At 66.5% G+C, this 22,775-nt stretch carries 21 protein-coding genes and 3 tRNA genes; 7 read left to right on the top strand and 17 right to left on the bottom strand.

All coding sequences use genetic code 11. The annotated features are described in order from the left end of the window. Positions 1-62 precede the first annotated feature (62 nt). Together ACFVTM_RS15415 and ACFVTM_RS15410 are read right to left on the bottom strand one after the other, a co-directional pair. Positions 63-1,679: a cation acetate symporter gene (locus tag ACFVTM_RS15415; RefSeq protein ID WP_390204402.1), complete on the bottom strand. Its 1,617-nt coding sequence runs from the start codon at positions 1,677-1,679 to the stop codon at positions 63-65. Then, a complete protein-coding gene (locus ACFVTM_RS15410; RefSeq protein WP_390204400.1) occupies positions 1,676-2,056 on the bottom strand; it encodes a DUF485 domain-containing protein in 381 nt (126 codons plus the stop codon). The genes ACFVTM_RS15415 and ACFVTM_RS15410 overlap by 4 nt, the downstream gene beginning before the upstream one ends. A 225-nt stretch (positions 2,057-2,281) precedes the next feature. On the opposite strand from ACFVTM_RS15410, the gene ACFVTM_RS15405 reads away from it, so the two are divergent. Genes ACFVTM_RS15405 through ACFVTM_RS15390 form a run of 4 tightly spaced genes read left to right on the top strand, consistent with a single transcriptional unit; the run spans position 2,282 to position 6,159 of the window. Then, positions 2,282-3,499, top strand: coding sequence for a sensor histidine kinase (locus ACFVTM_RS15405; RefSeq protein ID WP_390204398.1), 1,218 nt, complete (start codon positions 2,282-2,284; stop codon positions 3,497-3,499). A 35-nt stretch (positions 3,500-3,534) separates the two neighbouring features. Next, entirely contained in the window at positions 3,535-4,254 is a 720-nt protein-coding gene (locus tag ACFVTM_RS15400) for a LytR/AlgR family response regulator transcription factor (protein ID WP_390204397.1), read from the top strand. After that, positions 4,251-4,658, top strand: a complete 408-nt coding sequence (locus ACFVTM_RS15395; RefSeq protein WP_390204395.1) for a hypothetical protein — start codon at positions 4,251-4,253, stop codon at positions 4,656-4,658. The genes ACFVTM_RS15400 and ACFVTM_RS15395 overlap by 4 nt, the downstream gene beginning before the upstream one ends. Before the next feature lie 25 nt (positions 4,659-4,683). Continuing rightward, positions 4,684-6,159, top strand: a complete 1,476-nt coding sequence (locus ACFVTM_RS15390) for a cation acetate symporter (RefSeq protein WP_390204394.1) — start codon at positions 4,684-4,686, stop codon at positions 6,157-6,159. A gap of 83 nt (positions 6,160-6,242) precedes the next feature. On the opposite strand, the gene ACFVTM_RS15385 is transcribed toward ACFVTM_RS15390, so the two are convergent. From ACFVTM_RS15385 to rpsB, 6 genes are all read right to left on the bottom strand, one after another. Further along, positions 6,243-6,869 (bottom strand): DivIVA domain-containing protein, encoded by a 627-nt coding sequence (locus tag ACFVTM_RS15385; RefSeq protein ID WP_390204392.1) that lies wholly within the window; start codon positions 6,867-6,869, stop codon positions 6,243-6,245. Between the two features lie 32 nt (positions 6,870-6,901). Then, entirely contained in the window at positions 6,902-7,822 is a 921-nt protein-coding gene (locus ACFVTM_RS15380) for a phosphatidate cytidylyltransferase (RefSeq protein WP_390204390.1), read from the bottom strand. Further along, positions 7,822-8,379: a ribosome recycling factor gene (gene frr / locus ACFVTM_RS15375; protein WP_390204389.1), complete on the bottom strand. Its 558-nt coding sequence runs from the start codon at positions 8,377-8,379 to the stop codon at positions 7,822-7,824. Before frr ends, ACFVTM_RS15380 begins: the two co-directional genes overlap by 1 nt. A gap of 112 nt (positions 8,380-8,491) precedes the next feature. Further along, a complete protein-coding gene (gene pyrH / locus ACFVTM_RS15370) occupies positions 8,492-9,229 on the bottom strand; it encodes a UMP kinase (RefSeq protein ID WP_390204387.1) in 738 nt (245 codons plus the stop codon). A gap of 177 nt (positions 9,230-9,406) precedes the next feature. Beyond that, the gene (tsf, locus tag ACFVTM_RS15365; protein ID WP_390204385.1) at positions 9,407-10,243 is read right to left on the bottom strand and encodes a translation elongation factor Ts; all 837 of its coding nucleotides are present in this window, start codon (positions 10,241-10,243) and stop codon (positions 9,407-9,409) included. 133 nt (positions 10,244-10,376) lie between these two features. Continuing rightward, the gene (gene rpsB / locus ACFVTM_RS15360; protein WP_390204383.1) at positions 10,377-11,258 is read right to left on the bottom strand and encodes a 30S ribosomal protein S2; all 882 of its coding nucleotides are present in this window, start codon (positions 11,256-11,258) and stop codon (positions 10,377-10,379) included. Positions 11,259-11,882: 624 nt separating this feature from the next. Between rpsB and ACFVTM_RS15355 the strand changes: the two genes are divergently transcribed. Further along, positions 11,883-12,443: a M23 family metallopeptidase gene (locus tag ACFVTM_RS15355; RefSeq protein ID WP_390204381.1), complete on the top strand. Its 561-nt coding sequence runs from the start codon at positions 11,883-11,885 to the stop codon at positions 12,441-12,443. A gap of 105 nt (positions 12,444-12,548) precedes the next feature. Here ACFVTM_RS15355 and ACFVTM_RS15350 read toward each other — a convergent pair whose 3' ends face one another. The 6 genes from ACFVTM_RS15350 to ACFVTM_RS15325 all read right to left on the bottom strand — a co-directional run bounded on the left by ACFVTM_RS15350 (position 12,549) and on the right by ACFVTM_RS15325 (position 18,009). Then, positions 12,549-13,739, bottom strand: coding sequence for an acyl-CoA dehydrogenase family protein (locus tag ACFVTM_RS15350; protein WP_390204380.1), 1,191 nt, complete (start codon positions 13,737-13,739; stop codon positions 12,549-12,551). A 213-nt stretch (positions 13,740-13,952) separates the two neighbouring features. After that, a tRNA-Ile gene (locus ACFVTM_RS15345) sits at positions 13,953-14,026 on the bottom strand. 221 nt (positions 14,027-14,247) lie between these two features. Next, complete coding sequence (locus tag ACFVTM_RS15340; RefSeq protein ID WP_390204379.1) at positions 14,248-15,444, bottom strand: glycosyltransferase; 1,197 nt, start codon at positions 15,442-15,444, stop codon at positions 14,248-14,250. Positions 15,445-15,549: 105 nt separating this feature from the next. Beyond that, entirely contained in the window at positions 15,550-16,452 is a 903-nt protein-coding gene (locus tag ACFVTM_RS15335) for a DMT family transporter (RefSeq protein ID WP_390204378.1), read from the bottom strand. Beyond that, positions 16,452-17,075, bottom strand: a complete 624-nt coding sequence (locus tag ACFVTM_RS15330) for a CDP-alcohol phosphatidyltransferase family protein (protein WP_390204376.1) — start codon at positions 17,073-17,075, stop codon at positions 16,452-16,454. Before ACFVTM_RS15330 ends, ACFVTM_RS15335 begins: the two co-directional genes overlap by 1 nt. Positions 17,076-17,130: 55 nt before the next feature. After that, positions 17,131-18,009 (bottom strand): phage holin family protein, encoded by an 879-nt coding sequence (locus tag ACFVTM_RS15325; protein ID WP_390204374.1) that lies wholly within the window; start codon positions 18,007-18,009, stop codon positions 17,131-17,133. Positions 18,010-18,193: 184 nt separating this feature from the next. Here ACFVTM_RS15325 and ACFVTM_RS15320 point away from each other — a divergent pair, with 184 nt between their 5' ends. Continuing rightward, the gene (locus tag ACFVTM_RS15320) at positions 18,194-19,417 is read left to right on the top strand and encodes a multidrug effflux MFS transporter (RefSeq protein ID WP_390204373.1); all 1,224 of its coding nucleotides are present in this window, start codon (positions 18,194-18,196) and stop codon (positions 19,415-19,417) included. Positions 19,418-19,895: 478 nt separating this feature from the next. After that, a complete protein-coding gene (locus ACFVTM_RS15315) occupies positions 19,896-20,303 on the top strand; it encodes a hypothetical protein (RefSeq protein WP_390204371.1) in 408 nt (135 codons plus the stop codon). Positions 20,304-20,433: 130 nt separating this feature from the next. Here the strand turns inward: ACFVTM_RS15315 and ACFVTM_RS15310 are convergent. The 3 genes from ACFVTM_RS15310 to dnaG form a co-directional block, all read right to left on the bottom strand. Further along, a tRNA-Asn gene (locus tag ACFVTM_RS15310) sits at positions 20,434-20,506 on the bottom strand. Between the two features lie 135 nt (positions 20,507-20,641). Beyond that, a tRNA-Asn gene (locus ACFVTM_RS15305) sits at positions 20,642-20,714 on the bottom strand. Positions 20,715-20,767: 53 nt separating this feature from the next. Beyond that, positions 20,768-22,726: a DNA primase gene (dnaG, locus tag ACFVTM_RS15300; protein ID WP_390204370.1), complete on the bottom strand. Its 1,959-nt coding sequence runs from the start codon at positions 22,724-22,726 to the stop codon at positions 20,768-20,770. Positions 22,727-22,775: the final 49 nt, after the last annotated feature.

The raw sequence follows: 22,775 nt of genomic DNA, 5'->3' as shown, positions 1-22,775 counted from the left end.
GTCCAACGCAAAGGAGCTCCCGTGCCGCTGCACGGGAGCTCCTTTGCGTTGATGCGCCTGCCCTAGTGGCTTGTAGCCTTTTCGGCACCCACGCCGGTCAGGGAACGGACCTCCATTTCGGCCTGCTTCGTGGCATCTTCCTTCCGCTTGTCCAGGACCGTGCCGAGCCAGCCGAGGAAGAACGCCAGCGGGATCGAGACGATGCCCGGGTTGCTCAGCGGGAAGACGGCGAAGTTGGCGCCGGGGATCATGGACGTCTTGGCGCCCGATACCACCGGGGAGAGCGCAATCAGGATGATGGCCGCAGACAACCCGCCATACATGCTCCAGACGGCCCCCTGCGTGGTGAACCGGCGCCAGAACAGCGAGTAGAGGATGGTCGGAAGATTGGCCGAAGCTGCCACGGCGAAGGCGAGCGCCACGAGGAACGCCACGTTCTGTCCGTTGGCGAAGATGCCGCCGGCGATGGCCAGCAGGCCGATCACCACCACGGTGCGGCGGGCAACCTTGACCTCGGTGCCGGCGTCGGCCTTCTCCTTGGCCAACACATTGGCATAGATGTCGTGCGCGAAGGACGCCGCGGCGGTAATGGTCAGGCCCGCCACCACGGCGAGGATCGTGGCGAAGGCCACCGCGGAGATGAAGCCCAGCAACAACGGTCCGCCGAGGTGGAACGCCAGCAGCGGCGCGGCCGAGTTGACTCCGCCCGGGGCGGACTTGATGGTGTCGGCGCCGACGAGAGCTGCTGCGCCATAGCCGAGCACCAGCGTGAAGAGGTAGAAGATGCCGATCAGCCAGATGGACCACACCACGGACTTGCGGGCTTCCTTGGCCGTGGGCACCGTGTAGAAGCGCATCAGCACGTGGGGCAGGGCTGCGGTGCCGAGCACCAGGGCCAGGCCCAGGGACATGAAGTCGAGCTTGGAGGTATCGGACTTGCCGTACTGCAGGCCCGGGTTCAGGACAGCCGGGTTCTTCGCGGTTTCGGCGGCGCCGCCCAGCAGGTCAGAGAGGTTGAAGCCGTAGATCGCGAGGACCCAGAAGGTCATGACCGCGGCGCCGGCAATCAGGAGCATGGCCTTGATGATCTGGACCCAGGTGGTGCCTTTCATACCGCCGATCAGCACGTACATGATCATCAGGACGCCGACGACGATGATTACCAGGGCCTGTCCGCCCCAGTCGCTGATGCCCAGCAGCAGGGAGATGAGGCTGCCGGCACCGGCCATCTGGGCCAGGAGGTAGAAGAAGCAGACGGCCAGGGTGGAGATGGCGGCCGCGATGCGCACGGGGCGCTGCTTGAGCCGGAAGGACAGGACATCGGCCATGGTGAATTTGCCCGTGTTGCGGAGCAGTTCGGCCACGAGCAACAGGGCCACGAGCCAGGCCACGAGGAAGCCGATGGAGTACATGAAGCCGTCGTAGCCGTTGATGGCGATCGCCCCGGTGATGCCCAGGAAGGACGCCGCGGAGAGATAGTCGCCGGCGATCGCCGTGCCGTTTTGGGATCCGGAGAAGGAGCGCCCGGCGGCGTAGTAGTCGGCCGCGGTCTTGTTGTTGCGGCTGGCGCGGAACACGATCACCATGGTGACCGCCACGAACAGGGCGAAGATGCCCATGTTCAGCAGGGTGGTGTCTTTGAGGGCGGCAACATTGACCGCGGGGACCATGAGCGTCATTTTGCTGCCCCTCCCACTGGGTTGCCGTGCTTGTCGAATTCGTGCCCTTCGATTTCGTGGCGGATTTCGGAGGCGATGGGGTCAAGCCTGCGGTTCGAGTAGCTGACGTACCAACCGGTGATGGCGAACGTGGTTACGAACTGGAGCAGGCCCATGATCAGGCCAATGTTGATGTTGCCCCAGACTTTGGTGGACATGAAGTCCACGGCGTAGTCGGCCAGCAGCACGTAGGCGAAGTACCAGAGCAGGAATGCAATGGCCATTGGAAAGACAAAGCTGCGGTGACGTTTGCGCAGCTCCTGGAACCGCTCCGTCGACTGGACTTCCTTGAAGTCCACGGCCGCCGTAGCGTCCGTTTCTTGGGCTTCGTGACCCATCGTTCCTCCTCATTGAGACTGGTCAGCCCACACCGGCTGCCGTGGTTTCCGCGGGACGCCGCAGACAACCCTCGCGCCAATGTGACTCCCATCACTGTGCATCCTCGCGTCCACTGCGTTCCAGAACCCGCGCGGTCTGCGTCGCTCAACGGTCCTTATGCTGCGCCAAACGGTGTCCCCAGGACGCCGAAAGAGCCCGCCGGGCCGCGACGGTAGGCTGGCACCATGCCGGACTCTCCCCTGTTCACCGCCGCCGCCGTCGCGGTGATCGCCCTGGCAATCGCGGTCGTCGTTGTCGTGGGGCTGAAGGTTCTCCGTTCCTTCCGTGACCTCGGCACCGATGCGGAGCGGGCCACCTACAAGACGCTGCATGCCGCGTCCCGCGCCGGCCAGTACCTGCGGACGGGCCTGAACCCGGCCGGGGCGGCCAAGGCCAGCAAGCAGCTACGCAGCCTCCTGGGCAGCGATGCCCTGGCCATCACCGACACCACCGGGGTGCTCGCGTGGGACGGCGCCGGCGAGGAACTCAAGCCTGCCCTGATGGGGCTCGCGTCAAAAGTGCTCGACGGCGGCCACCTCGCCGTGATTCCGGCGGGCGAACTCCAGCTGCGCGCCGTCGGCGAAGGCATCCCTACGCTGACGCAGGACGTGGAGCGCGCCGTCGTGATCGCCCCGATCAAAGCCGGCACACGGGTGGTGGGCGTGGTGGCGGCCCTCGCGCCGGCCGCCGGCGCCGGGCTGGTCCGCGCCACTGGCGAGGTGGCCGACTGGGTGGCCACGCAGGTGGAACTCGCAGAGCTCGACGCCTCCCGTACGCTGCTGATGGAGGCGGAAGTCCGGGCCCTGCGCGCCCAGATCAGCCCGCACTTCATCTACAACTCGCTCAACGCGATCGCGTCCTTCATCAACACCGATCCGGTACGCGCGCGGGAGCTCGTTGTGGAGTTCGCCGACTTCACCCGCTATTCCTTCCGCCGCCACGGCGACTTCACCACCCTTGCCGAGGAGCTGCGCTGCATCGACCGCTACCTGCTCCTGGAGCGGGCCCGGTTCGGGGACCGGGTCCAGGTGAGCCTGCGGATCGCCCCGGAGGTCCTCAGCACGGTGATCCCCTTCCTGAGCCTGCAGCCGCTGGTGGAAAACGCGGTCCGGCACGGCCTGGAGGCCAAGGAAGGGCCGGGCCACATCTCCATCGCGGCGAACGACTCCGGCGCGTTCGCGGAAGTGACGATCGAGGACGACGGCGTGGGCATGGACCCGGACCAGCTGCGCTCCGTCCTCGCCGGGCACAGTGACGGTGACCACGTGGGGTTGCGCAACGTCGACGCCCGCCTGCGGCAGGTCTACGGCGACGACAACGGTCTGGTGATCGAGACGGCGCCGGGCGAAGGCACCCTGATCACGATGCGCGTCCCCAAGTCCCAGCCCCGGCACGACGCCTGAGCCGGTGAAAATGCCCGCCGCAGTAGGCTAGAGCCATGATTAATGTCCTCGTCGCCGACGACGAGCTCCCCGCCGTAGAGGAACTGGCTTTCCTGCTGGGCAAGGATGACCGGATCGGCGCCATCCACCGCGCCTCTTCCGGCGCCGAGGCCCTCCGGGCGCTCGAAGCCGAGACGCTCGACGCCGTCTTCCTCGACATCCACATGCCGGCGCTGTCGGGGCTGGACATTGCCCGGGTCATCGCCCGCAGCGCCCACCCTCCCGCCGTGGTCTTCGTGACCGCGGACGAGGACTGCGCGCTGGAGGCCTTCGAGCTCGCGGCTGTGGACTACCTCCTGAAGCCCGTGCGCGCCGAACGGCTGGCGAAATCGATCGGCCGCATCAGCGAACTGCTCAAGGACGGCGCACCGGCCCCCGAAATGATCACCGTGGACCTGGGCGGGACCACCAAGATGATCCGGCGCGAAGACGTCACGTATGTCCAGGCGCAGGGCGACTACGCACGGCTGCACACCGCGGAGGCAAGCTACCTGATCAGGGTTCCGCTGGCCGACCTGGAACAGCAGTGGGCCGACGCCGGGTTCCTGCGCATCCACCGCTCCTACCTGATCGCGCTGAGCCACGTCAGCCACATGAAGCTGGCCGCGGCGCGGCCCAGCGTCACGTCGGCCGGGGCCGAACTGCCCATCAGCCGCCGGCACCTTCCGGCGGTCCGGGAAAAGCTCGAAGCAAGCCGTATCCGGCCGCAGGCATGACGCGGGTCCGGGTCACGGCCCCGCGCAGCGCCACATCGGGCAGCGCCACAGCAGGCAGTGTCACATCAGGCAGTACCGCCCTGAACGGCGGGCCCTCTGCGGCGGCCTCGCGCGAGGCGGCGGAGGAATCCGACGCCGGCCAGCTGTTCGTCCGCTCCCTCATCAGCTCCCAGCTCCGGTTGAGCCTCGTGGTGGGCCTGGGCTTCCTGCTGATCCTGCTCGCCTTCCCGCTCATGCTGGGGCTGGTCCCGGGACTGGCCGGATCCACGATTGCCGGCCTTCCCTTTGACTGGGTCCTGCTGGGCGCCGGAATCTATCCCGTGATCGGCCTGAGCGCGTGGCTGTACGTGCGGACCGCCGCCAGGAACGAGGCCCGCTACCGGGACCTCGCTGGCGAGAAGTGAGAGGCAGGGGCCGGGTGAGCGGAACGTGAACCCCGTCGTCGGGGTGGCGGCGTTCGCTGCCGTCTCGCTCGCCACGGCCGTCATCGGTTTCTACGGCTTGCGGGTCTCGCGCACCACCGGGGACTTCTACGTGGCCTCCCGGACAGTCAAGCCGTGGTGGAATGCCTCGGCGATCGGTGGCGAGTATCTCTCCGCCGCGAGCTTCCTCGGTGTCGCCGGGCTGATCCTGCTCTCCGGCACGGATGCGCTGTGGTATCCGGTGGGCTACACGGCCGGCTACCTGATGCTGCTCCTGTTCGTAGCCGCTCCCCTGCGCCGCTCGGGCGCGTACACGATTCCGGATTTCACCGAGGCGCGCCTCGATTCGCGGGCCGTCCGCCGCGTCACCAGCTTGGTGGTGGTCCTGGTCGGCTGGCTCTACATCGTCCCGCAGCTGCACGGCGCCGCCCTGGCCATCCGGATCACCACCGGCCTGCCCGCCTGGGTGGGCCCGGTGGCCGTGGTCGGGGTTGTGTGCATCACCGTGGCGGCCGGCGGGATGCGCTCCATTACCTTTGTCCAGGCGTTCCAGTACTGGCTCAAGCTGACCGCGCTGGCGGTGCCGTTCGTGTTCCTGCTGTTTGTGCTGGGCGACAGCAACCCGGCCGCGGCGGAGTCGCCGTCGTCCAGCACAGCCAACCCGACGGCGCTGGCCCCGGCGGGCCCGTACCAGATCATTTCGCTGCTGGTGGCCCTGCTCTTTGGGACGCTCGGGCTGCCGCACGTCCTGGTGCGTTTCTACACCAATCCGGACGGGCAGTCCGCCCGGCGGACCACCCTGATTGTCCTGGGCCTGCTGTCGGTCTTCTACCTGTTCCCGACGGCGTACGGCATGCTGGGCCGGTTGTTCGCCCCCGACCTTGCCCTGAGCGGACAGTCGGACGCCCTGGTGCTGCTGCTGCCGGGCCGGATGGTCGGCGGGCTGGCAGGGGACCTGCTGACGGCGCTCGTGGTTGCCGGGGCGTTCGCGGCGTTCCTGTCGACGACGTCCGGCCTGGTGGTCTCGCTGGCGGGCGTGATCAGCCAGGACGTGTTCGGCGGCAGTGTCCGGGGATTCCGGCTGGCCGCACTGATCTCGGCCGTCGTCCCGCTGGGGATCGCGTCGATGACCGAATCGCTGGCGCTGGCCGGAAGCGTGGGGCTTGTCTTTGCCTTCACCGCGTCCACGATCTGCCCGGTGCTGCTGCTGGGCATCTGGTGGCGGGGGCTGACGGACGCCGGGGCGATCGCCGGCATGTCGACCGGCGGTGTGCTCTGCGGCAGCGCCATGGTGGCCGGCTCCGTGCTGGGCGCTGCGCAGACGCCGTCGTGGCTGGCCCAGCCCGCCGCGTGGACGGTCCCCGCCGCCTTCGCCGTCACCATCCTGGTTTCCCGGGCCACGCAGGCCCGCGTTCCACGGACCCTGACGCGCATCATGACCCGGCTGCACACCCCGGAACGGCCGCTCGCGACGGAGCGGTGACCCGGCGTCGGGCGCTGAGTCGAGTTACGGAGCGGTGATCCGGCGTCGGGTGATCCGGCGTCGGGCGGGATCCGTCGAGGTGCCTAGTCGATGGCCGCCATGAGCTCGACGGCGCGCTCCAGGAACGCGTCCACCTGGCTTTCCTCGTAGCCTTCCCGGCCCACTGCGGGGCGGAACACGGCCCGCCGGACGTTGTCCACGCTCAGCGGCCGGTCCTCTTCAAGGTAGCCGATCAGGTCGTGGCACAAGTCGTCGACGTCGGTGGTGTTGTAGCTGCGGGCCTTGGCCTTGGAGGGGCGGCGGAAGCGCTGGCCGTCCGGGCGGTGCAGGCGGCCGCGCAGGATGCCCGCGAGCCGGCCGATTTCACGCAGCCAGGCATCCTCGCCGCGTTCGGCGACCAGTTCATCACGCTCCCGGCGGGCGAGGGCGTCTTCGAGCCGGTCCAGCGCGGCATCGACGCCGGCTGCGGCGTAGCCGCCCTTCACCGGATCGAAGGACACGGCGCGGACGTCGGCGCTCTTGATGGCGCGGGCGGCCGGGGACGGAGTTTCGAATGACACCCGTGCGCGCTGCAGGAAATCGTCGACCTGCCTGGCGTTGTAGCCATACTGGTTCCGCTGCACGCGGTCAAAAGACGCAGGAATCTGCCGTTGAATGTCCACTGTTACTTTGTTCCTTTGATGCCGTTCGGCTGGTTTGCTCGGCACCATTCTAGGCGCCGGAGGTGCTGGTCCGGATGCTGCTAGGTGCCAGCGACGGCCGAGAACAGGATGAACGCCGCCGGCGAGGCGAACACAATCGAGTCCAGGCGGTCCATGACGCCTCCGTGACCGGGGAGGATGCTGCTCATGTCCTTGATGCCGAGCTCGCGTTTGACCATAGATTCGGCGAGGTCGCCGGCGGTGGCCGCCGCCACCATGCCCACGGCGAGCACGACGCCGAACCACCACGGCTTGCCCAGTACAAAGATCATGGCGAGCACGCCGACGATCATTGCCCCGGCAATCGAGCCGGCAAAGCCTTCCCAGGTCTTCTTCGGGCTGATCTTGGGCGCCATCGGGTGCTTGCCCAGGGATGCGCCCACGAGGTAGCCGAAGGTGTCGTTGGCCACCACGAGGAGGAGCAGCGTCGCGATCTGCCACGCACCGGGCGGGATCACCCCGTCCGGCCAGAGGCCGATGGGGGTCTCGCCGTCGGGGGTGTGCAGGAGAAGTGTCGCGAAGCTGATCAGGAACGGCACCCAGGACAGGGTGAAGACTCCTGCGAAGATGCTTCGCGCCGATCCGGCGGCGCCTTCGAGGGTCCGCCACAATAACACCGCCACGCTGCTGACGAGCATGGCAAACAGCAGGCTTTCGAGGCCGCCGAAGTAGGCGGCGATCGGCATGCCGACCGTGCCGACCATCACCGGGACGATGGGCAGTCGGGTGCCGGCGGCTTCGAGCGCGCGGTAGATTTCCCAGACGCCGAAGACTGCGAAGGTGGTGGTCACCAGGACGAAGCCGAGCGGGAGGAACAGCAGCCCGCCGAGGACACACACGAGCATGCCGACGCCCACCACGGTGGCGGCGGGCAGGTTCCGGCCAGCTTTGGGCGTCGGGTTCTCGCGCTGTTTCCCCCGCCTCCGGGCGCGTGGCCCGGAGGCCTCCTTTGCCTGATCCATCAGACCTCGAGCAGCTCAGCTTCCTTGCGCTTGAGCAGCTCGTCAATCCCGTCCACGTGCGCCTTGGTGATGGCGTCGAGTTCCTTTTCGCCGCGTGCGCCTTCGTCTTCGCCGGCTTCGCCGTCCTTGACGAGCTTGTCCAGCGTTTCCTTGGCCTTGCGGCGGATGTTGCGGATGGACACCTTCGCGTCCTCACCCTTGGACTTGACGATCTTGACGTATTCCTTGCGCCGCTCGCTGGTCAGCTCCGGAATGGTGATCCGGATGACGTTGCCGTCGTTGGAGGGGTTGGCGCCCACCTCCGAGTCGCTCAGGGCGCGTTCGATGTCGCGCAGGGCCGTCTTGTCGTACGGGGTGATGAGGATCGTCCGGGCATCCGGAACCGCAAAGGAAGCCAGTTGCTGCAGCGGCGTCGGCGTGCCGTAGTACTCAACGATGACCTTGTTGTACAGGCCAGGCGTCGCGCGGCCCGTCCGGATCGAGGCGAAGTCGTCCTTGGCTACCTCAATTGCCTTGTCCATCTTGTCCCCGGCTTCGAGCAAGGTTTCTTCGATCACGGTCTCTCCTCAGAAATTGGTGCGTCCCGGGGGCCGGGGCGCGGCACGTCTTCTTGTGCGCCTGTGTCTTCCGCTGGGCAGCGGAAAGGTCCTGAAAACATCCTAGCCGTTGCTACGGGGTGACGACGGTGCCCAGGTCCTCGCCGAGGATGGCGCGGGTGACGTTGCCCTCCCCTTCCATGCCAAAGACCACCATTGTCAGGTTGTTGTCCTTGCACATGGTCATCGCGGTCTGGTCCATCACGCGGATGTCGCGGCGCAGGGCGTCGTCGTAGCTGAGGTGGTGCAGCTTCTCCGCCGTCGGGTCCTTTTTCGGGTCGGCGGTGTAGACGCCGTCGACCCCGCTCTTGGCCATCAGGACGACGTCGGCGTGGACCTCCAGGGCTCGCTGGGCTGCGACGGTATCGGTGGAGAAGTACGGCAGGCCGGCGCCGGCGCCGAAGATGACAACCCGGCCCTTTTCCATGTGGCGGATGGCGCGGCGCGGAATGTACGCCTCGGCGACCTGGCCCATGGTGATGGCGCTCTGCACCCGCGTTTCCACCCCGGCCTGCTCCAGGAAGTCCTGGAGGGCAAGGCAGTTCATGACGGTTCCGAGCATGCCCATGTAGTCGGCGCGGGAGCGGTCCATGCCGCTCTGGGACAGTTCGGCGCCGCGGAAGAAGTTGCCTCCGCCGACGACGATTGCGACCTCGACGTCGGGAACTGCGGCGGCGATCTGCTTGGCCACGCCGCGGACGGTATCCGGGTCAACGCCAAGTTTTCCGCCGCCGAAGACCTCGCCGGAGAGCTTCAAGAGGACGCGGCGCCTGTTCTTCTTTGGCTGGGCTGAAGTGTTGACGGTTTCCATGGTGCCTTCCCGTTGGTGAATTCTGAGTTAGGTTATCGTGCTGGACGCCGAAGGCGGCATTCCGGCCGTGGCCGGAAATGGGCGCCTCGCGCGTGCATGCAAAAGGGGTGGCCACCGTGGTGACCACCCCCTTAGCGTGTCTGGCTGTTGCCTGACTGGTGTCTGACTAGCCGCTGACTAGGAACCGACGCGGAAGCGCGTGAATGCGGTGCCCTTGACGCCGGCCTCTTCGAGGACCTGCGCGACGGACTTCTTGGCGTCCTTGGCGAATGCCTGGTCGAGGAGAACCTCGCCCTTGTAGAAGCCGGTAACACGGCCTTCCACGATCTTGGTCATCGCAGCCTCGGGCTTGCCCTCGGCCTTGGCGGTTTCCTCGGCGATGCGGCGCTCGGACTCGACAAGCTCGGCCGGAACGTCCTCACGGGAGAGGTAGTTCGGGGACATCGCGGCGATGTGCACGGCGACGTCGTGAGCTGCGGTAGCAGCCGCTTCGCCTTCGCCGTCGACAGCGAACAGGACGCCGACCTGGGCCGGGAGGTCCTTGGAGGTCTTGTGCAGGTAAGCGTCGACCGTTCCGCCCTCGATGCGGGAGATGCGGCGGACAACAACCTTTTCGCCCAGGATGGCGCCCTCTTCGACGACAACCTCGGAGAGCGGCTTGCCGTCAACCTCGGTGGCCAGCAGGGTCTCGAGGTCGGCAGCGCCGGACTCGACGGCCACGGCCAGGACCTTGTCGGCCAGCTGGATGAACTTGTCAGCCTTGGCGACGAAGTCGGTCTCGCAGTTGACTTCGATCATCACGCCGACGCCGTTGGCGACCTTGGCAGCAACCAGGCCTTCGGCGGTGGAGCGACCTTCGCGCTTGGTGGCGCCCTTCAGGCCCTTGATGCGGATGATTTCGATGGCCTTCTCGGCGTCACCGTTGGCTTCGTCAAGAGCCTTCTTGACATCCATCATGCCGGCGCCGGTGCGCTCGCGCAGAGCCTTGATATCAGCGGCAGTGTAGTTCGCCATGTGAACCCCTCTGTCTAGAAATTTATGTGGTGTACGGACCGACAGGACGGCTGCTCACCAGGGTGAGCGGCCATCCTGTCGGTACCCCTATGCACCGAGGCGCATGTGGGGAGATCCAGATTTATTTGTCTGACTACTTGGCTTCGTCGGCGGCCGGTGCTTCTTCAGCAGCCGGAGCAGCCTCGGCAGCGGGAGCCTCTTCGGCTGCCGGTGCAGCTTCAGCGGCGGGCGCTGCAGCAGCTTCAGCCTTGTTGCCTTCGAGGAGCTCGCGCTCCCACTCGGCCAGCGGCTCTTCCGGAGCTTCCGTGGTGCCGGTGGCGCGCTGGTTACGGGCGATGAGGCCCTCAGCAACGGCGTCGGCGACAACGCGGGTCAGCAGGTTGACGGAGCGGATGGCGTCGTCGTTGCCCGGGATCGGGAAGTCGACTTCGTCAGGATCGCAGTTGGTGTCCAGGATGGCCACAACCGGGATGTTCAGCTTCTTGGCTTCGTCGACAGCAAGGTGTTCCTTCTTGGTGTCAACGATCCACAGAGCGGACGGCGCCTTGGTCAGGTTGCGGATACCACCGAGGTTGGTTTCCAGCTTGGTGAGTTCGCGGCGAAGGAGCAGCAGTTCCTTCTTGGTGTACGCGGAACCGGCGACGTCGTCGAAGTCGATCTCTTCGAGTTCCTTCATGCGCTGGATGCGCTTGGAGACCGTCTGGAAGTTGGTCAGCATACCGCCGAGCCAACGCTGGTTGACGTACGGCTGGCCAACGCGGGTGGCCTGCTCGGCGATGGATTCCTGCGCCTGCTTCTTGGTGCCGACGAAGAGAACGGTGCCGCCGTGTGCAACGGTGGCCTTCACGAACTCGTAGGCACGGTCGATGTAGGACAGCGACTGCTGCAGGTCAATGATGTAGATGCCGTTGCGCTCCGTGAAGATGAACCGCTTCATCTTCGGGTTCCAACGGCGGGTCTGGTGTCCAAAGTGGACGCCGCTGTCAAGCAGCTGGCGCATAGTTACGACGGGCATGCCGACGCTCCTTCCGGCAGGTCATTCATGAGAGAGCCCGTGGCTCTCTTACCCTGCCAATAGTTGACGGTTGTTTAGCTTTCGCCCGGGGCGGGCGTTGCTCCTGGCATCCACTGCGCTTCCCATCCGTGCCACAAGGAACGGACCGCAGGAGGCGCAGTCCTCCGCAGCGGAAGTTTTAGGCTTCTTTTGAGGAGGGCTGGATACGCGTAGTCAGCTGCTGCTCCCCCGCACCCCTGAATGAGGCGTGCCGGCTCGGACAATCTCGATTAACGCGATGAACTAGCGTGAGGGCACAGCAAACTGCTCCACCAAGTGTACTACAGCGACCCCGCCCCGAAGGACGGTTTTCGCCGGGCCGCGGGCCGGGGAAATGGGCCATGGCGGGGCGGTGGGCACGGGCTGGCGGGCGGCTCGCCGGCCGTGCTGGCGGATGCGGTGGCGGCTGTGCTGGCGGCTGTGTTGGCTGGGTCCGTACGAGCCGCTATCCACCCGTACTTTGATCCACCCGAGCATTGATCCACCTGTGCCCTTATCCACCCGAGCATTGATCCACCCGAGCCTTTATCCACATGGCCATCGTGGGCGATTCCGCCAGGCGTGCCGCCGCGGCAGGCTGGAGCCATGAAGATCCCCCTTGGCCTGGCGGCCGTGCTCCTGGTGCTGTCGCCCCTCCCCGCCGATTCCCCCGCCGCGGCTCCTGGACTTTCGATTTCGACGGTCCGCGGCTCCCCCGGGGCGCGGCCGGCTCCGGCGCCTGGCTGGAGTTGGCCGCTCAGCCCGCGGCCGGCAGTTCTGCGTGCCTTCGATCCCCCAGCCAGGCCGTGGCTCAGCGGTCACCGCGGCGTGGACCTGGCGGCGGCGCATGATGGCGCCCCTCTCATCTCCCCGGCCGCCGGGACCGTGAGCTTCGTCGGGGTCGTGGTGGACCGGCCGGTCATCACAATCGATCACGGCAACGGGCTGCGCAGCAGCTTCGAACCTGTGGCGAGCGCTCTCACGGCGGGGGCCGCCGTGGCGGCGGGCGACGTCCTGGGGCGGGTGCAGACTGGCCATTGCGGCCCGGCGCCACCTTGCCTCCATTGGGGCGTCCGCCGCGGCGAGGACTACGTCAATCCGCTGGCGTTTGTGATGGATCTCAGACCCTCGGTCCTGCTCCCGCCCCTTGGCGCCGTCCCGGGGTGAGTCCGGCCGCAGATGAACGCGCACCAGTGAACGCGCGGGCTACTCGGTCACAACGACCATGCGGCGGCCGCCGCGCGCATCCGACAATCGCGTTCGACGATCGCGTCAGACGATCGCGGAAATTCCCGTGATCGCCCGGCCCGTGACAAGGGTGTTGATTTCGTGCGTGCCCTCGTAGGAATAGATGGCTTCGGCATCCGCGAAGACCTTGGCCATCTCGAAGTCCGTCACGATCCCGTTGCCGCCGAGGATGCTCCGGCCCAGGGCCACACTTTCGCGCATGCGGGCGGTGGTGAACGCCTTGGCTAAGGCAGACTGCTCGTCCCTGGCCTCGCCAGCGTCTTCCAGCTGGGAAAGCCTGACCATCATGCCCATGGAGCTGACCGCGTTGCCGAGGATCTGCACGAGTTGGTTCTGGACCAGCTGGAAGGAGGCAATCGGGCGGCCGAACTGGCTGCGTTCCACGGCGTAGCGCCGGGCGACGTCGAAGGCCGCGAGCTGCTGCCCCACCGCCTGCCAGGCCACGGCGAGGCGGGTGACCTTCAGGACCTTGTTGGTGTCGCGGAAGCTGTTGGCGTTGGCAAGCTTGAAGAAGTCCGGCACCACCACGTTCTCGAGCGTGATGTCGGCGTTCTGAACCGTGCGCAGCGAGATCTTGTTCTCGATCTTCGTGGCGCTGTAGCCCTCGGCCTTGGTATCGACCAGGAAGCCCTTGACCTGATTGTCGTCAACATCCCGGGCGTAGATGACCACCCAATCAGAGAAGGTGGCGTTGCCGATCCAGCGCTTGGCCCCGTTGAGGATCCAGTTCCCGCCGTCGCGCCGGGCCGTGGTCCGCGTTCCGCCGGCGACGTCGGAGCCGCCGAGGGGTTCGGTCAGGCCGAACGCGCCAATCTTCTTGAGCGAGTAGATGTCCGGGAGCCAGGCGTCCTGCTGCTCACGGGAGGCAAGGGCTTCGATGGAGCCTGTGAACAGCCCGTCGTGGACGCCCATGAACGTCGCGATCGACGTGTCCGCGCGGGTGGCTTCGGCATGCAGGATTCCGGCGAAAAGATTCGAGTAGCCCTGTCGCCGGACCGGGCTGACCAGGTCGATTTCGGCGAGCCTTGGGATCAGTTCCATGGGGAATTCGGCGCGGTTCCAGCAATCGACGGCGATCGGCCTGACCTCGCGGGCCAGGAACTCGCGGACCTCGGCCAGCCTGTCCTGCTCCTTCGCGCTGAGGAGCTGCTCGAACGCGAAGAAGTCGCCATCAGCGTAGGGCAGGTTGTGGATGTCGATTGCAGCTTTGGACATGATGTTCCCTCACTCGTGATCAGCGGCGACCTATCGGACGCGCGACTTCGCGCCGGCGATATGTTACTGCTCAGTAACATATCGCAGTTTGGAGGCGCCTGCAAGCGCCCGCACCCCACGGAAAAGGGAGCCGTGGCCGACGTCGAACGTCAGCCACGGCTCCCTTTTTCGTAGGGTGCGGGCTCTCCGGATGAGGAGGATTCCGCAGAAATGTAGGGCTACTCGGACTTGAACCGAGGACCTTAGGATTATGAGTCCCGCGCTCTAACCAGCTGAGCTATAGCCCCTTGCGCCCGGAACCAGGTCTGGCCCCGCGGGGGCCGGATTGATTCCGGGCAAAAATACTCTAGCAATAGTAAACGCATCACAGGCGCAGGCGGCCACCGGACGGGGGCCGGCGCGCTCCCGAAGCGCCAACCTTTTGCTTCCCTGCCTCAGCTTGCCTGCCTCGGCTGGCCCAGCTCAGCCCCGCACACCTCAACTGGGCCGCCGGATGCAACGTGCCTGCCTAGACGACCAGGTCGTCGTAGCTGGCGCCCCGGTAGATGTCCTCAAACGTCTGCAGCGTGCGCGCGATGCCGTGGTTCTCCACCATTTCGCGGCTGGTCTTGCCCATCGCCTCGCGCTCGTGTTCGGGCAGCGCGAAAACGCGCGCCAGCTTGGCGGCGAGGTCATTGCTGTCGTTGGGCGTGAAGAGGTAGCCGTTCTCCCCGTCGCGCACCAGGTGCGGCAGCGCCATGGCGTCGGCCAGCAGGACCGGCGTTGATGCCGACATCGCTTCGAGGGTCACGAGGGACTGGAGTTCTGCCGTGCCGGGCATGCAGAACACATCGGCAGTGATGTAGGCCCTGCGGAGGTCCGCGTCGCTGGCCAAGCCGAGGAATTTGACCCTGTCCGTCAGCCCGAGCCGGGCGACCTGGGCCTCGAGGGCCGGACGGACTTCCCCGCCGCCAACGATTTCCAGATGGATGTCCAGGTCCTTGGGCGTCTTGGCAACTGCGTCGATCAGGACGTCCACGTGCTTCTCTTCGGCCAGACGGCCGGCAAAGAGTACGGTGGGGCTGGCGTGGCGCTCCAAGGTTTCGTCCGGGCCCAGCTCGTAGGCGGCGGCATCGATGCCGTTGGAAAGCGGCAGCACCTTGCGGAGGAAGGCGTGCTGGTGCATGGCCTTGGCGGCGAGCGGAGTGGGCGTGGTCACGACGTCGGCCTGGCCCATGACCTTGCCCATGTCCTTCCAGGAGATGCGGCCGATGATGTTTTTGAACCATTGCGGGAACGGCAGGAAGGGGTTCAGGTTTTCCGGCATGAAGTGGTTCGTCGCCACCACCCGGATGCCGCGCTTAACAGCTTCGTAGAGGACGTGCTCGCCAATCATGTAGTGGCTCTGGATGTGCACCACGTCCGGCTGGATCCGGTCGAACAGGAGCCCGATTTCCTTTTTGATCTCCCAGGGGAAGGTGACCCGGAAGTACTCGTGCGTGGGCACGGAGTGGGAGCGCAGGCGGTGGACGGTGGCTTCCTCGCTGAACTCGCTGTAGCTCGCGCCCTTGCCTGGACGGCAGGCCAGGACGTGCACGTTGTGGCCGCGGGCCGTCATTCCCTTGGCCAGGCGGTAGCCGAACTGGGCGGCCCCGTTAACGTGGGGCGGGTACGTGTCAGCGGCAATCAGGATGGTCAGCGGAGGCTGGTTGTCGGGCTTGGTCACGTGGAGAGCTCCTGGTGGTCGCTGTGCGGGCAGCTGGATCAATGGTGGCCGGTTTGCGGTCGGCGCAGGCGCGCCGGGCCTGCAGCCGAAGTCTGGACAGACGCCCTAGGACCTGCCCGCGGCCTTCCGCGCGTCTTTCTTGCGCTTGGTGACTTCCGGGTGGTGTCTGGAGAGGGCTATGACTCCCACGATAGCAAGCAATGCGGCCGTCCCCATGGCAATAGCCGTCACAGGCTGGACATCCGGGCGCAGTTCGCCCAGGATCACGATGCCAATCGCGATGCCCACAATGGGATCGATCACAGTCAATCCGGCGATCACGAGGTCCGGTGGTCCGCTGGAGTAGGCGTTTTGGACAAACCACGATCCCAGGGCGCCGGCGGCAATAATCGCCACAACGCTGTACCACGGCACATTGAGCAGGAACTGTCCGTTGGGATCGAGCAGGTGTCTGCCGATGATGCGGGTCAGGACAGCCACGAAGCCGAACAGGACGCCTGCACCGAGGATGTAGACGAAGGCGCTCATTCGGTGCTTGAACAGTATGGCGAGTGTGCCGAAGAGCCCTACAGCCAGGGCCAGAAGCAGCACGATGGTCAGCTCGTCCGAGGCACTGACGTTGTGGTTCTCTTGGGTCGCGTTGACGGCCAGCAGTACGAACAGCGCTGAGCCGGTCACGCAGGCAGAGATCGCCACAACCGTTGCCCGGTTCATGCTCAGGCCTTGGTCCTTGGTGTTGACCACGGTGGTGATAACCAGGGCGATCGCGCCGATCGGCTGCACCACCGTCAAGGGGGCCATGACCAGGGCGGCGGCATTCATCGCCATTCCGGCGCAGAGCAGCAGGAGCCCGAAAACCCAGCGCGGATTGCGCGCGAGCCGCAGCAGGCCGTGGCTGCTCAGCGCCAGGCCACCGGTATCGGCTTTGACCGCGCTGCCCTGGCGCTGCGCACCAAAAGCCAGGCAGAAGGCGCCGAGGACGGCAAGCAAAACCGCAAGCCAGACCATCAGCGGGAGCCGCCGTCGTGCGCGCGCAGTTGCCTGCCCTTGCCGATGATAGCCCAGACATAGTTGTAGGCCGCGATCCAGTGCCCCACCAGGCCCAGGCCCAGGAAGATCCACGCGATTGTGGCGTAGACCTCGGCGGCGGGGACCGGGAGCTTGGACAGCACCAGCAGCGGTGTGCCCACCAGCAGCAGGCCCGTGCGGATCTTTCCGATGTGGCTCACCGGCAGGTCCGGGTGGCCGTGGAAATAGAACAGGGAAAGGGCCAGCAGGACCGCGTCCGGGACCAGTAGTGCCGCGAGATACCACCACTGGACGACGCCAGCGATCACGAGGGTGAACGCCACGGCGATCAGCGAGAGCCGGTCGGCAATGGGGTCCATGACCCGTCCGAGGTTGGACATTTGGTTGAAGCGGCGGGCAATGTAGCCGTCCACCCAGTCGGTGCTGGCCATGATGGCCAGCACAAGGGCGCCATAGCCGTACTCGTGCTCGGCCAGAACGAGCCAGATGAACAGGGGAACTCCAAGGAAGCGCACCACGGTCAGGACATTGGGGACCGTGAAGACCGCGTCGCGGTGGATGAGGGGCTGCCCGGGGCGGGCGCCAGCGCCGATGAACTTCATCGATTCCCCCTTTCCGTGGACGGCAACGGTTTGGCGTTCGGGTTCAGGGGCCGGCCTAGCCCTTCATCAGCCTGCGCACCAGGACCGCAATGGCGGCCCCGGACGCGGCGAGCACCGCAAGGGGCTTCCAGCGCTGCTTGAGCTTGGCGGCGAAGCCCTGCGCGTCAGCGGACGTGGGCGACCCCGACGCGGAGCGTGCTGAGGCGCGGAATCCTGCGATCTTGTCGCCGAGCTGCTCCTTGCCGTCGTGCAGCCGGGCCTGGGTGGCGGCAAGCAGGCCCTGGGCCTGGGTCTTGACGTCGAGTTCCCGGCCGAGGTTGTCCCGGACTTCGGTGAGATGCGTGCGCCGCTGATCCAGCCGGCGCAGGAGCTCGGCCTCTGTGGGGGCGGGTCCAAGGTCGGGCTTCGCGGCAGCTTTGGCTTCCTTTTCCGCCTTCGCCTTTGCGGCGGCTGCTTCCTTGGCGGCCTTCGCGGCCTTGTACTTTTCGGAGTTCGGGTCCAGGACCGAGGCGTCGAAGGCGGAGCCTTCCTTGGCGACGCCGAGATCGTGTTTGAGTCCCCGGATGGTCTCCTCGGGGACCAGCGGCATGAGGGCTTTGAACTTCCTCAGCCCGATCAGCGCCCCGATCGCGGCGATGATCAGGCAGACCGCGCAGACCAACAGGGCTGCGAGCCATGCCGGCATGATTGTGGCCAGACCCATGATCGCGGCCACAACGAGTCCGATCACCAGGAGTGCGACGAAGACCAGTGCGACGGCGAAGAAGGCGCCGGCGACGCCGAGCTTGACTCCCTTGCGCTTAAGTTCGGCCTTGGCCAGAGCAATCTCGTCATTGAGCTGCCGGGGCGCCAGCGTGAAGATCGTCTTCACGGTTTGCGGCAGCTCGGAGATCCGCAACCCGCTGTTTGTCCCGCCGCTGTGACGTCCGCTCATCGGTCCCGCCTAACTGGTGCCATCCGTCGATCCGCTCCCGCGGGCTTGCCGGGTCTGGACAGCTTCGCACAGACCCCGGTGTCAAAACTATCATTTCGGCTCTTGAGAGGCCTTTTCGGGCAAGGCGTGGCGCGCCCGCCCAGCCACCCGTCGGGTACGTTTGCGGGCCCTAGGATGGACCTCTGTGAGCACACCCCCCAATCCCGGTGATTCCCTGAGCCGACGTCGTAAATTCCTGTACATCCTGACGCTCGGCGCGTTGACGGCCCTCGGGCCGTTCACGGTGGATCTCTACCTGCCCGCGTTCCCGGCCCTGGAAGACAGCCTTGGCGTCTCCGAGGCCGCAGTGCAGCTGACGCTCACGGGAACGACCATCGGGTTCGCGCTGGGACAGCTCGTGGTGGGCCCTCTGAGCGATAAGTTCGGCCGGCGGCTGCCCCTGATCCTGGCGACGGCGGTCCACATCACGGCATCGCTGGGCGCCGCCCAGTCCACGGACATCGCCACGCTGGGCTTCTTCCGTATCCTTATGGGCATCGGGGCTGCCGGCGGCGGTGTGGTGGCCATGGCCATGGTCCGTGACCTGTTCAGCGGCTACGCCATGGTGCGGATGTTCTCGCGGATGGCCCTGGTCAACGGCCTGGCCCCGATCCTTGCCCCGGTCATCGGCTCCCAGTTGCTGTTGCTGATGCCTTGGCCGGGCATCTTCCTGTTCCTGGCCGCCTACGGGACCTGCGTCATCATCGCGGCCGTGTTCGTGATCCGGGAGACCCTGCCGCCGGAGCTGCGCGGCAAGACCGGGATGACGGCGCGCCAACGATACAAGGTGCTGTTCTCCGACCGGATCTTCGTGGGCCTGCTCCTGGTAGGCGGCATGAACTTCGCGGGCCTCTTCACGTATCTCTCCGCGTCCCCGTTCCTGTTCCAGAACGTCTACGGTTTCACGCCACAGCAATACGGTCTGCTCTTCGGCGTCAACTCCCTCGGCATCGTGGCGGGCGTGCAGACCAGTGCCCGCCTCATCAGGCGCGTCCCGCCGCAATGGATTCTTGCCTGCTCCACCGCCTGGATGTTCCTCATGGCGGTCCTTATCGTCGTCTTCGACCAGCTGGGTTTCGGGCTGTGGGGCGTCATGGTGCCGCTGTGGTTCTACATTCTCGGCGCCGGCTTCACCTTCCCCACCGTGCAGGTGCTGGCCCTGGCCAAGCACGGAGCCCAGGCCGGAACCGCGGCGTCCCTGCTGGGCGCGGCGACCTTCATGATGGCCGGCTTGGTCTCGCCGGTGGTCGGCTGGCTCGGCGTCGGGTCCGCGACCCCCATGGGCGCCGTCCAGGCCGCCTGCATCCTGCTGGCAGCCGCGGCGCTGTGGCTGGTGGTGCGGCCCAGCACGGTCCCCCCGATCCAGTAACGGGCTGCTCCCCCGGCTTCGCTTGGCTCACGTGGCTTCCCTTGGCTCACCCCGGGGAGACCCCTGGAGGACATGCCCACTCTTGAGGCCATCCCAGTGGGACATGCCCATTTTTCGCAGCCACCCGAGCTGGACATGCCCATTCTTTGCACCCACGACTGGGCACGCGGGGATCATGTCCACTCGCCGGGACCAGGACTGGGCAAGTCCCCCCCGGGGTTCTCCTCGGAATGACCACGCTTGAGACATGCCCATTCTTCGCGGCCACCCCAGTGGGACATGCCCATTCTTCGCGGCCACCCCAGTCGGACATGCCCATTCTCTGTGGCCAGGACTGGGCATAGTGGCATCATGTCCACTGGCCGGGACTAGGACTGGGCATGTCCCCTGGCGCTGCGGCCAGAGCGGCTCGTCACCCCTGGCCCCGGGACACACCTGCACCCTGTTCGACGTCCGCGGCTGGCGATAAAGTTATTTCATGCCCGACAGGCAGGACCACCAGCCCCTTCCGGCCACATGGCAGCGGTGCGACGCCGGAATCCTGCCCCTGTGGTGGGATCGGTTATGCAGCCAGACCAGTCCGCAGTCGGCGGCCCTGTACGCCTCCGGCCTGTTCACCGAAGACCGCCGCCGTCCGATTGCCCAGTGGTACAACCCCGCATACGACTCCGCCCTCCTGGTGGCGCCGGAAAGCTCCCCCGAGTGGCCGGTGCAAAGGTTCGGCATCTTCTATGCACCCCCGGGCGGCGGATTCACCCAGGTGCATTCAGCGCCCCACGAATGGCACCCGCGCGAGCCGCGGAAGTCCCCCACGGAGCGGGAGGCCTTCGAAGCCGCCGTCGCCGAGGCCCAGCGCTTCCTCCAGGTGGAAATGTACTTCGTCTGAGCCGGGCAAAAGCCCGGCAGCCGTCCCGGTCACCGCCAACGACCACAGCGGAAACAAAAACCACCGCAACAAAAGGGCGGAAATAAAAAAGGTCCCGCGGCGGGTTTTCACCAGCCGCGGGACCTGTCCGCTCCTCCTGCTGGACTTGAACCAGCAACCCTTCGATTAACAGTCGAATGCTCTGCCAATTGAGCTAAGGAGGAATGAAGCAGGTACGACATTAGCAAAGGTTTTGCCGGTAGGGAAATCGGCCGCGGGACCAGTGCCGGCAGGCGGTGAAATACCCCCTCCGGGTATAAAAAAGTCCCCGTTCCGGAACCCGGAACGGGGACTGCGCGCTCCTCCTGCTGGACTTGAACCAGCAACCCTTCGATTAACAGTCGAATGCTCTGCCAATTGAGCTAAGGAGGAATGAAGCGGGTATAAGCCTAGCAAACACCAGCCCGGGAAACGAAATCGGCGGCTCAGGCGTCCGCGCGCAGGGACCTCCGCTGCATCTCCAGCTGCATGAGCTCGCGATTTAGCCGCTGGAATTCCTCGGGATCGGCCGAGGCGTCCAGACGCTGCAGCTGGCCCATCTTCTCGGCCTTCACCCTGGTGATCTGGAGTTCGAACAGGCGCGCGAGAATGTCCTTGCAGTAGCGCTGGACGCCCTCGGGTGTGCTGGCCGGCAGCGGCACAACTGAGAGTTCGGACACGAGCGGCCGCAGCGGCTCGGGGACCTCGTGGAGCAGCTGCTCCACCCAGCGCACCGGATCCCCGGCGAACGCGAGTCCGGCGGCCCGGATGGCCTCGTGGATGGCGAGATAGGCGGGCGTGGAGAACCGCGCTTCCGAGAAACGCTGCCACGTCTCGCCCTCGAGCATGCCGGGCTCCTGCAGTGCGACCTCGAGCGCCTGGCGCTCCATCGCCGCCACGGGATCCCGCGGATCCGGCCGGTTGAAGGACGGAAGCACGGCCGACGGCGGCAAGGGGGCAACGCCCGGCCCCGGCCCCGCAAAGCCGCGGCCGGACCCGTAGCCCTGACCGCCGCCCTGGCCCTGCCCGTTCCCGTTGCCCTGACCGCCGCCCGGCGGGGCCGAGGCAGCCTGCGCGGCGCGCTTTGTCGCCGAGCCGACGGCCCTGCTGACCTCCTCGACCGGCATCCCCAGCCAGCCGGCCAGCTCCCTGGCGTAGGCCGGCCGGATACCGGCGTCGCGGATCTGCGCCACCACGGGCGCGGATTCGCGCAGGGCCGCGATCCGGCCCTCGACGGTGTCCAGGTTGTGCCGCCTCAGGGTGGCCCGGATGGCGAATTCGAACAGCGGGCGGCGGCTGCCGATCAGGTCCCGGACGGCGGAATCGCCCTTGGACTGGCGGAGTTCGCAGGGGTCTGCGCCGCTGGGTTCCACGGCCACGAATGTTTGCGCGACGAACCGCTGGTCCTCTTCAAAAGCTCGCAGCGCCGCCTTCTGCCCGGCGGCGTCGCCGTCGAAGGTGAAGATGACCTCTCCCCCGCTGCCGTCGTCGGAGAGCAGCCGGCGGGCGATCTTGATGTGCTCGGTGCCGAAGGCGGTGCCGCACGTGGCCACCGCCGTCGGGATGCCGGCCAGGTGGCACGCCATGACGTCGGTGTAGCCTTCCACCACCACGAGCTGGCGGTCCTTGGCGATGTTGCGCTTGGCGAGGTCGATCCCGTAGAGGACCTGGGATTTCTTGTACAGCGCGGTTTCGGGGGTGTTCAGGTACTTCGGGCCCTGATCGTCCTCGTAGAGCTTGCGGGCGCCGAAGCCGATGGTGTCGCCGGCGATGTCCCGGATGGGCCAGATCAGCCGGCCGCGGAAACGGTCGTAGATCCCCCGGCCGCCTTCGGAGAACATGCCGGTGAGCTTCAGCTCAGGGTCGGTGTAGCCGCGGCCGCGGAGGTGCTTGAGCAGCGAGTCCCAGCCCTGCGGCGCATAGCCCACGCCGAACTGTTCCGCCGCCGCACGGTCAAAGCCCCGTTGGTAGAGGAACTTGCGGCCTTCCGCCGCGCCCGGGGTGAGCAGCTGGGCACGGAAGTACTCGTCGGCGATCTTGTGCGCGTCCAGCAGCCGCTGGCGCCGGCCGATGTCCTCCCGGTTGGGCCCGGAGCCGCCGTCCTCGTAGTGGAGCTCGAAGCCGATCCGGTGGGCCAGCTTTTCCACGGCCTCGTGGAAGGAGGTGTGGTCCAGCTTTTGGACGAAGGAGATGACATCGCCGTCCTCGCCGCAGCCAAAGCAGTGGTACCGGCCAACCTGGGGCCGGACGGTGAAGGAGGGTGAACGCTCGTCGTGGAAGGGGCACAGGCCTTTGTAGGACCCCAGCCCGGCTCCCTTGAGCGTCACGTAGCCATCGATGACTTCCTTGATGTCTGTGCGCTGGCGTACTTCGTCGATGTCTTCGCGTTTGATCAGGCCGGCCACAGTGCCATCCTAGTCCCCGGGTACGACGCCGGTCCGCCAGCCATGGTCC

The sequence above is a fragment of the Arthrobacter sp. NPDC058130 genome (genome assembly GCF_042884475.1).
In the GTDB taxonomy this organism is placed as follows: domain Bacteria; phylum Actinomycetota; class Actinomycetes; order Actinomycetales; family Micrococcaceae; genus Arthrobacter.
The sequence above is the reverse complement of the archived record's forward strand: the minus strand, read 5'-3'. Positions and strand labels throughout refer to the sequence as shown.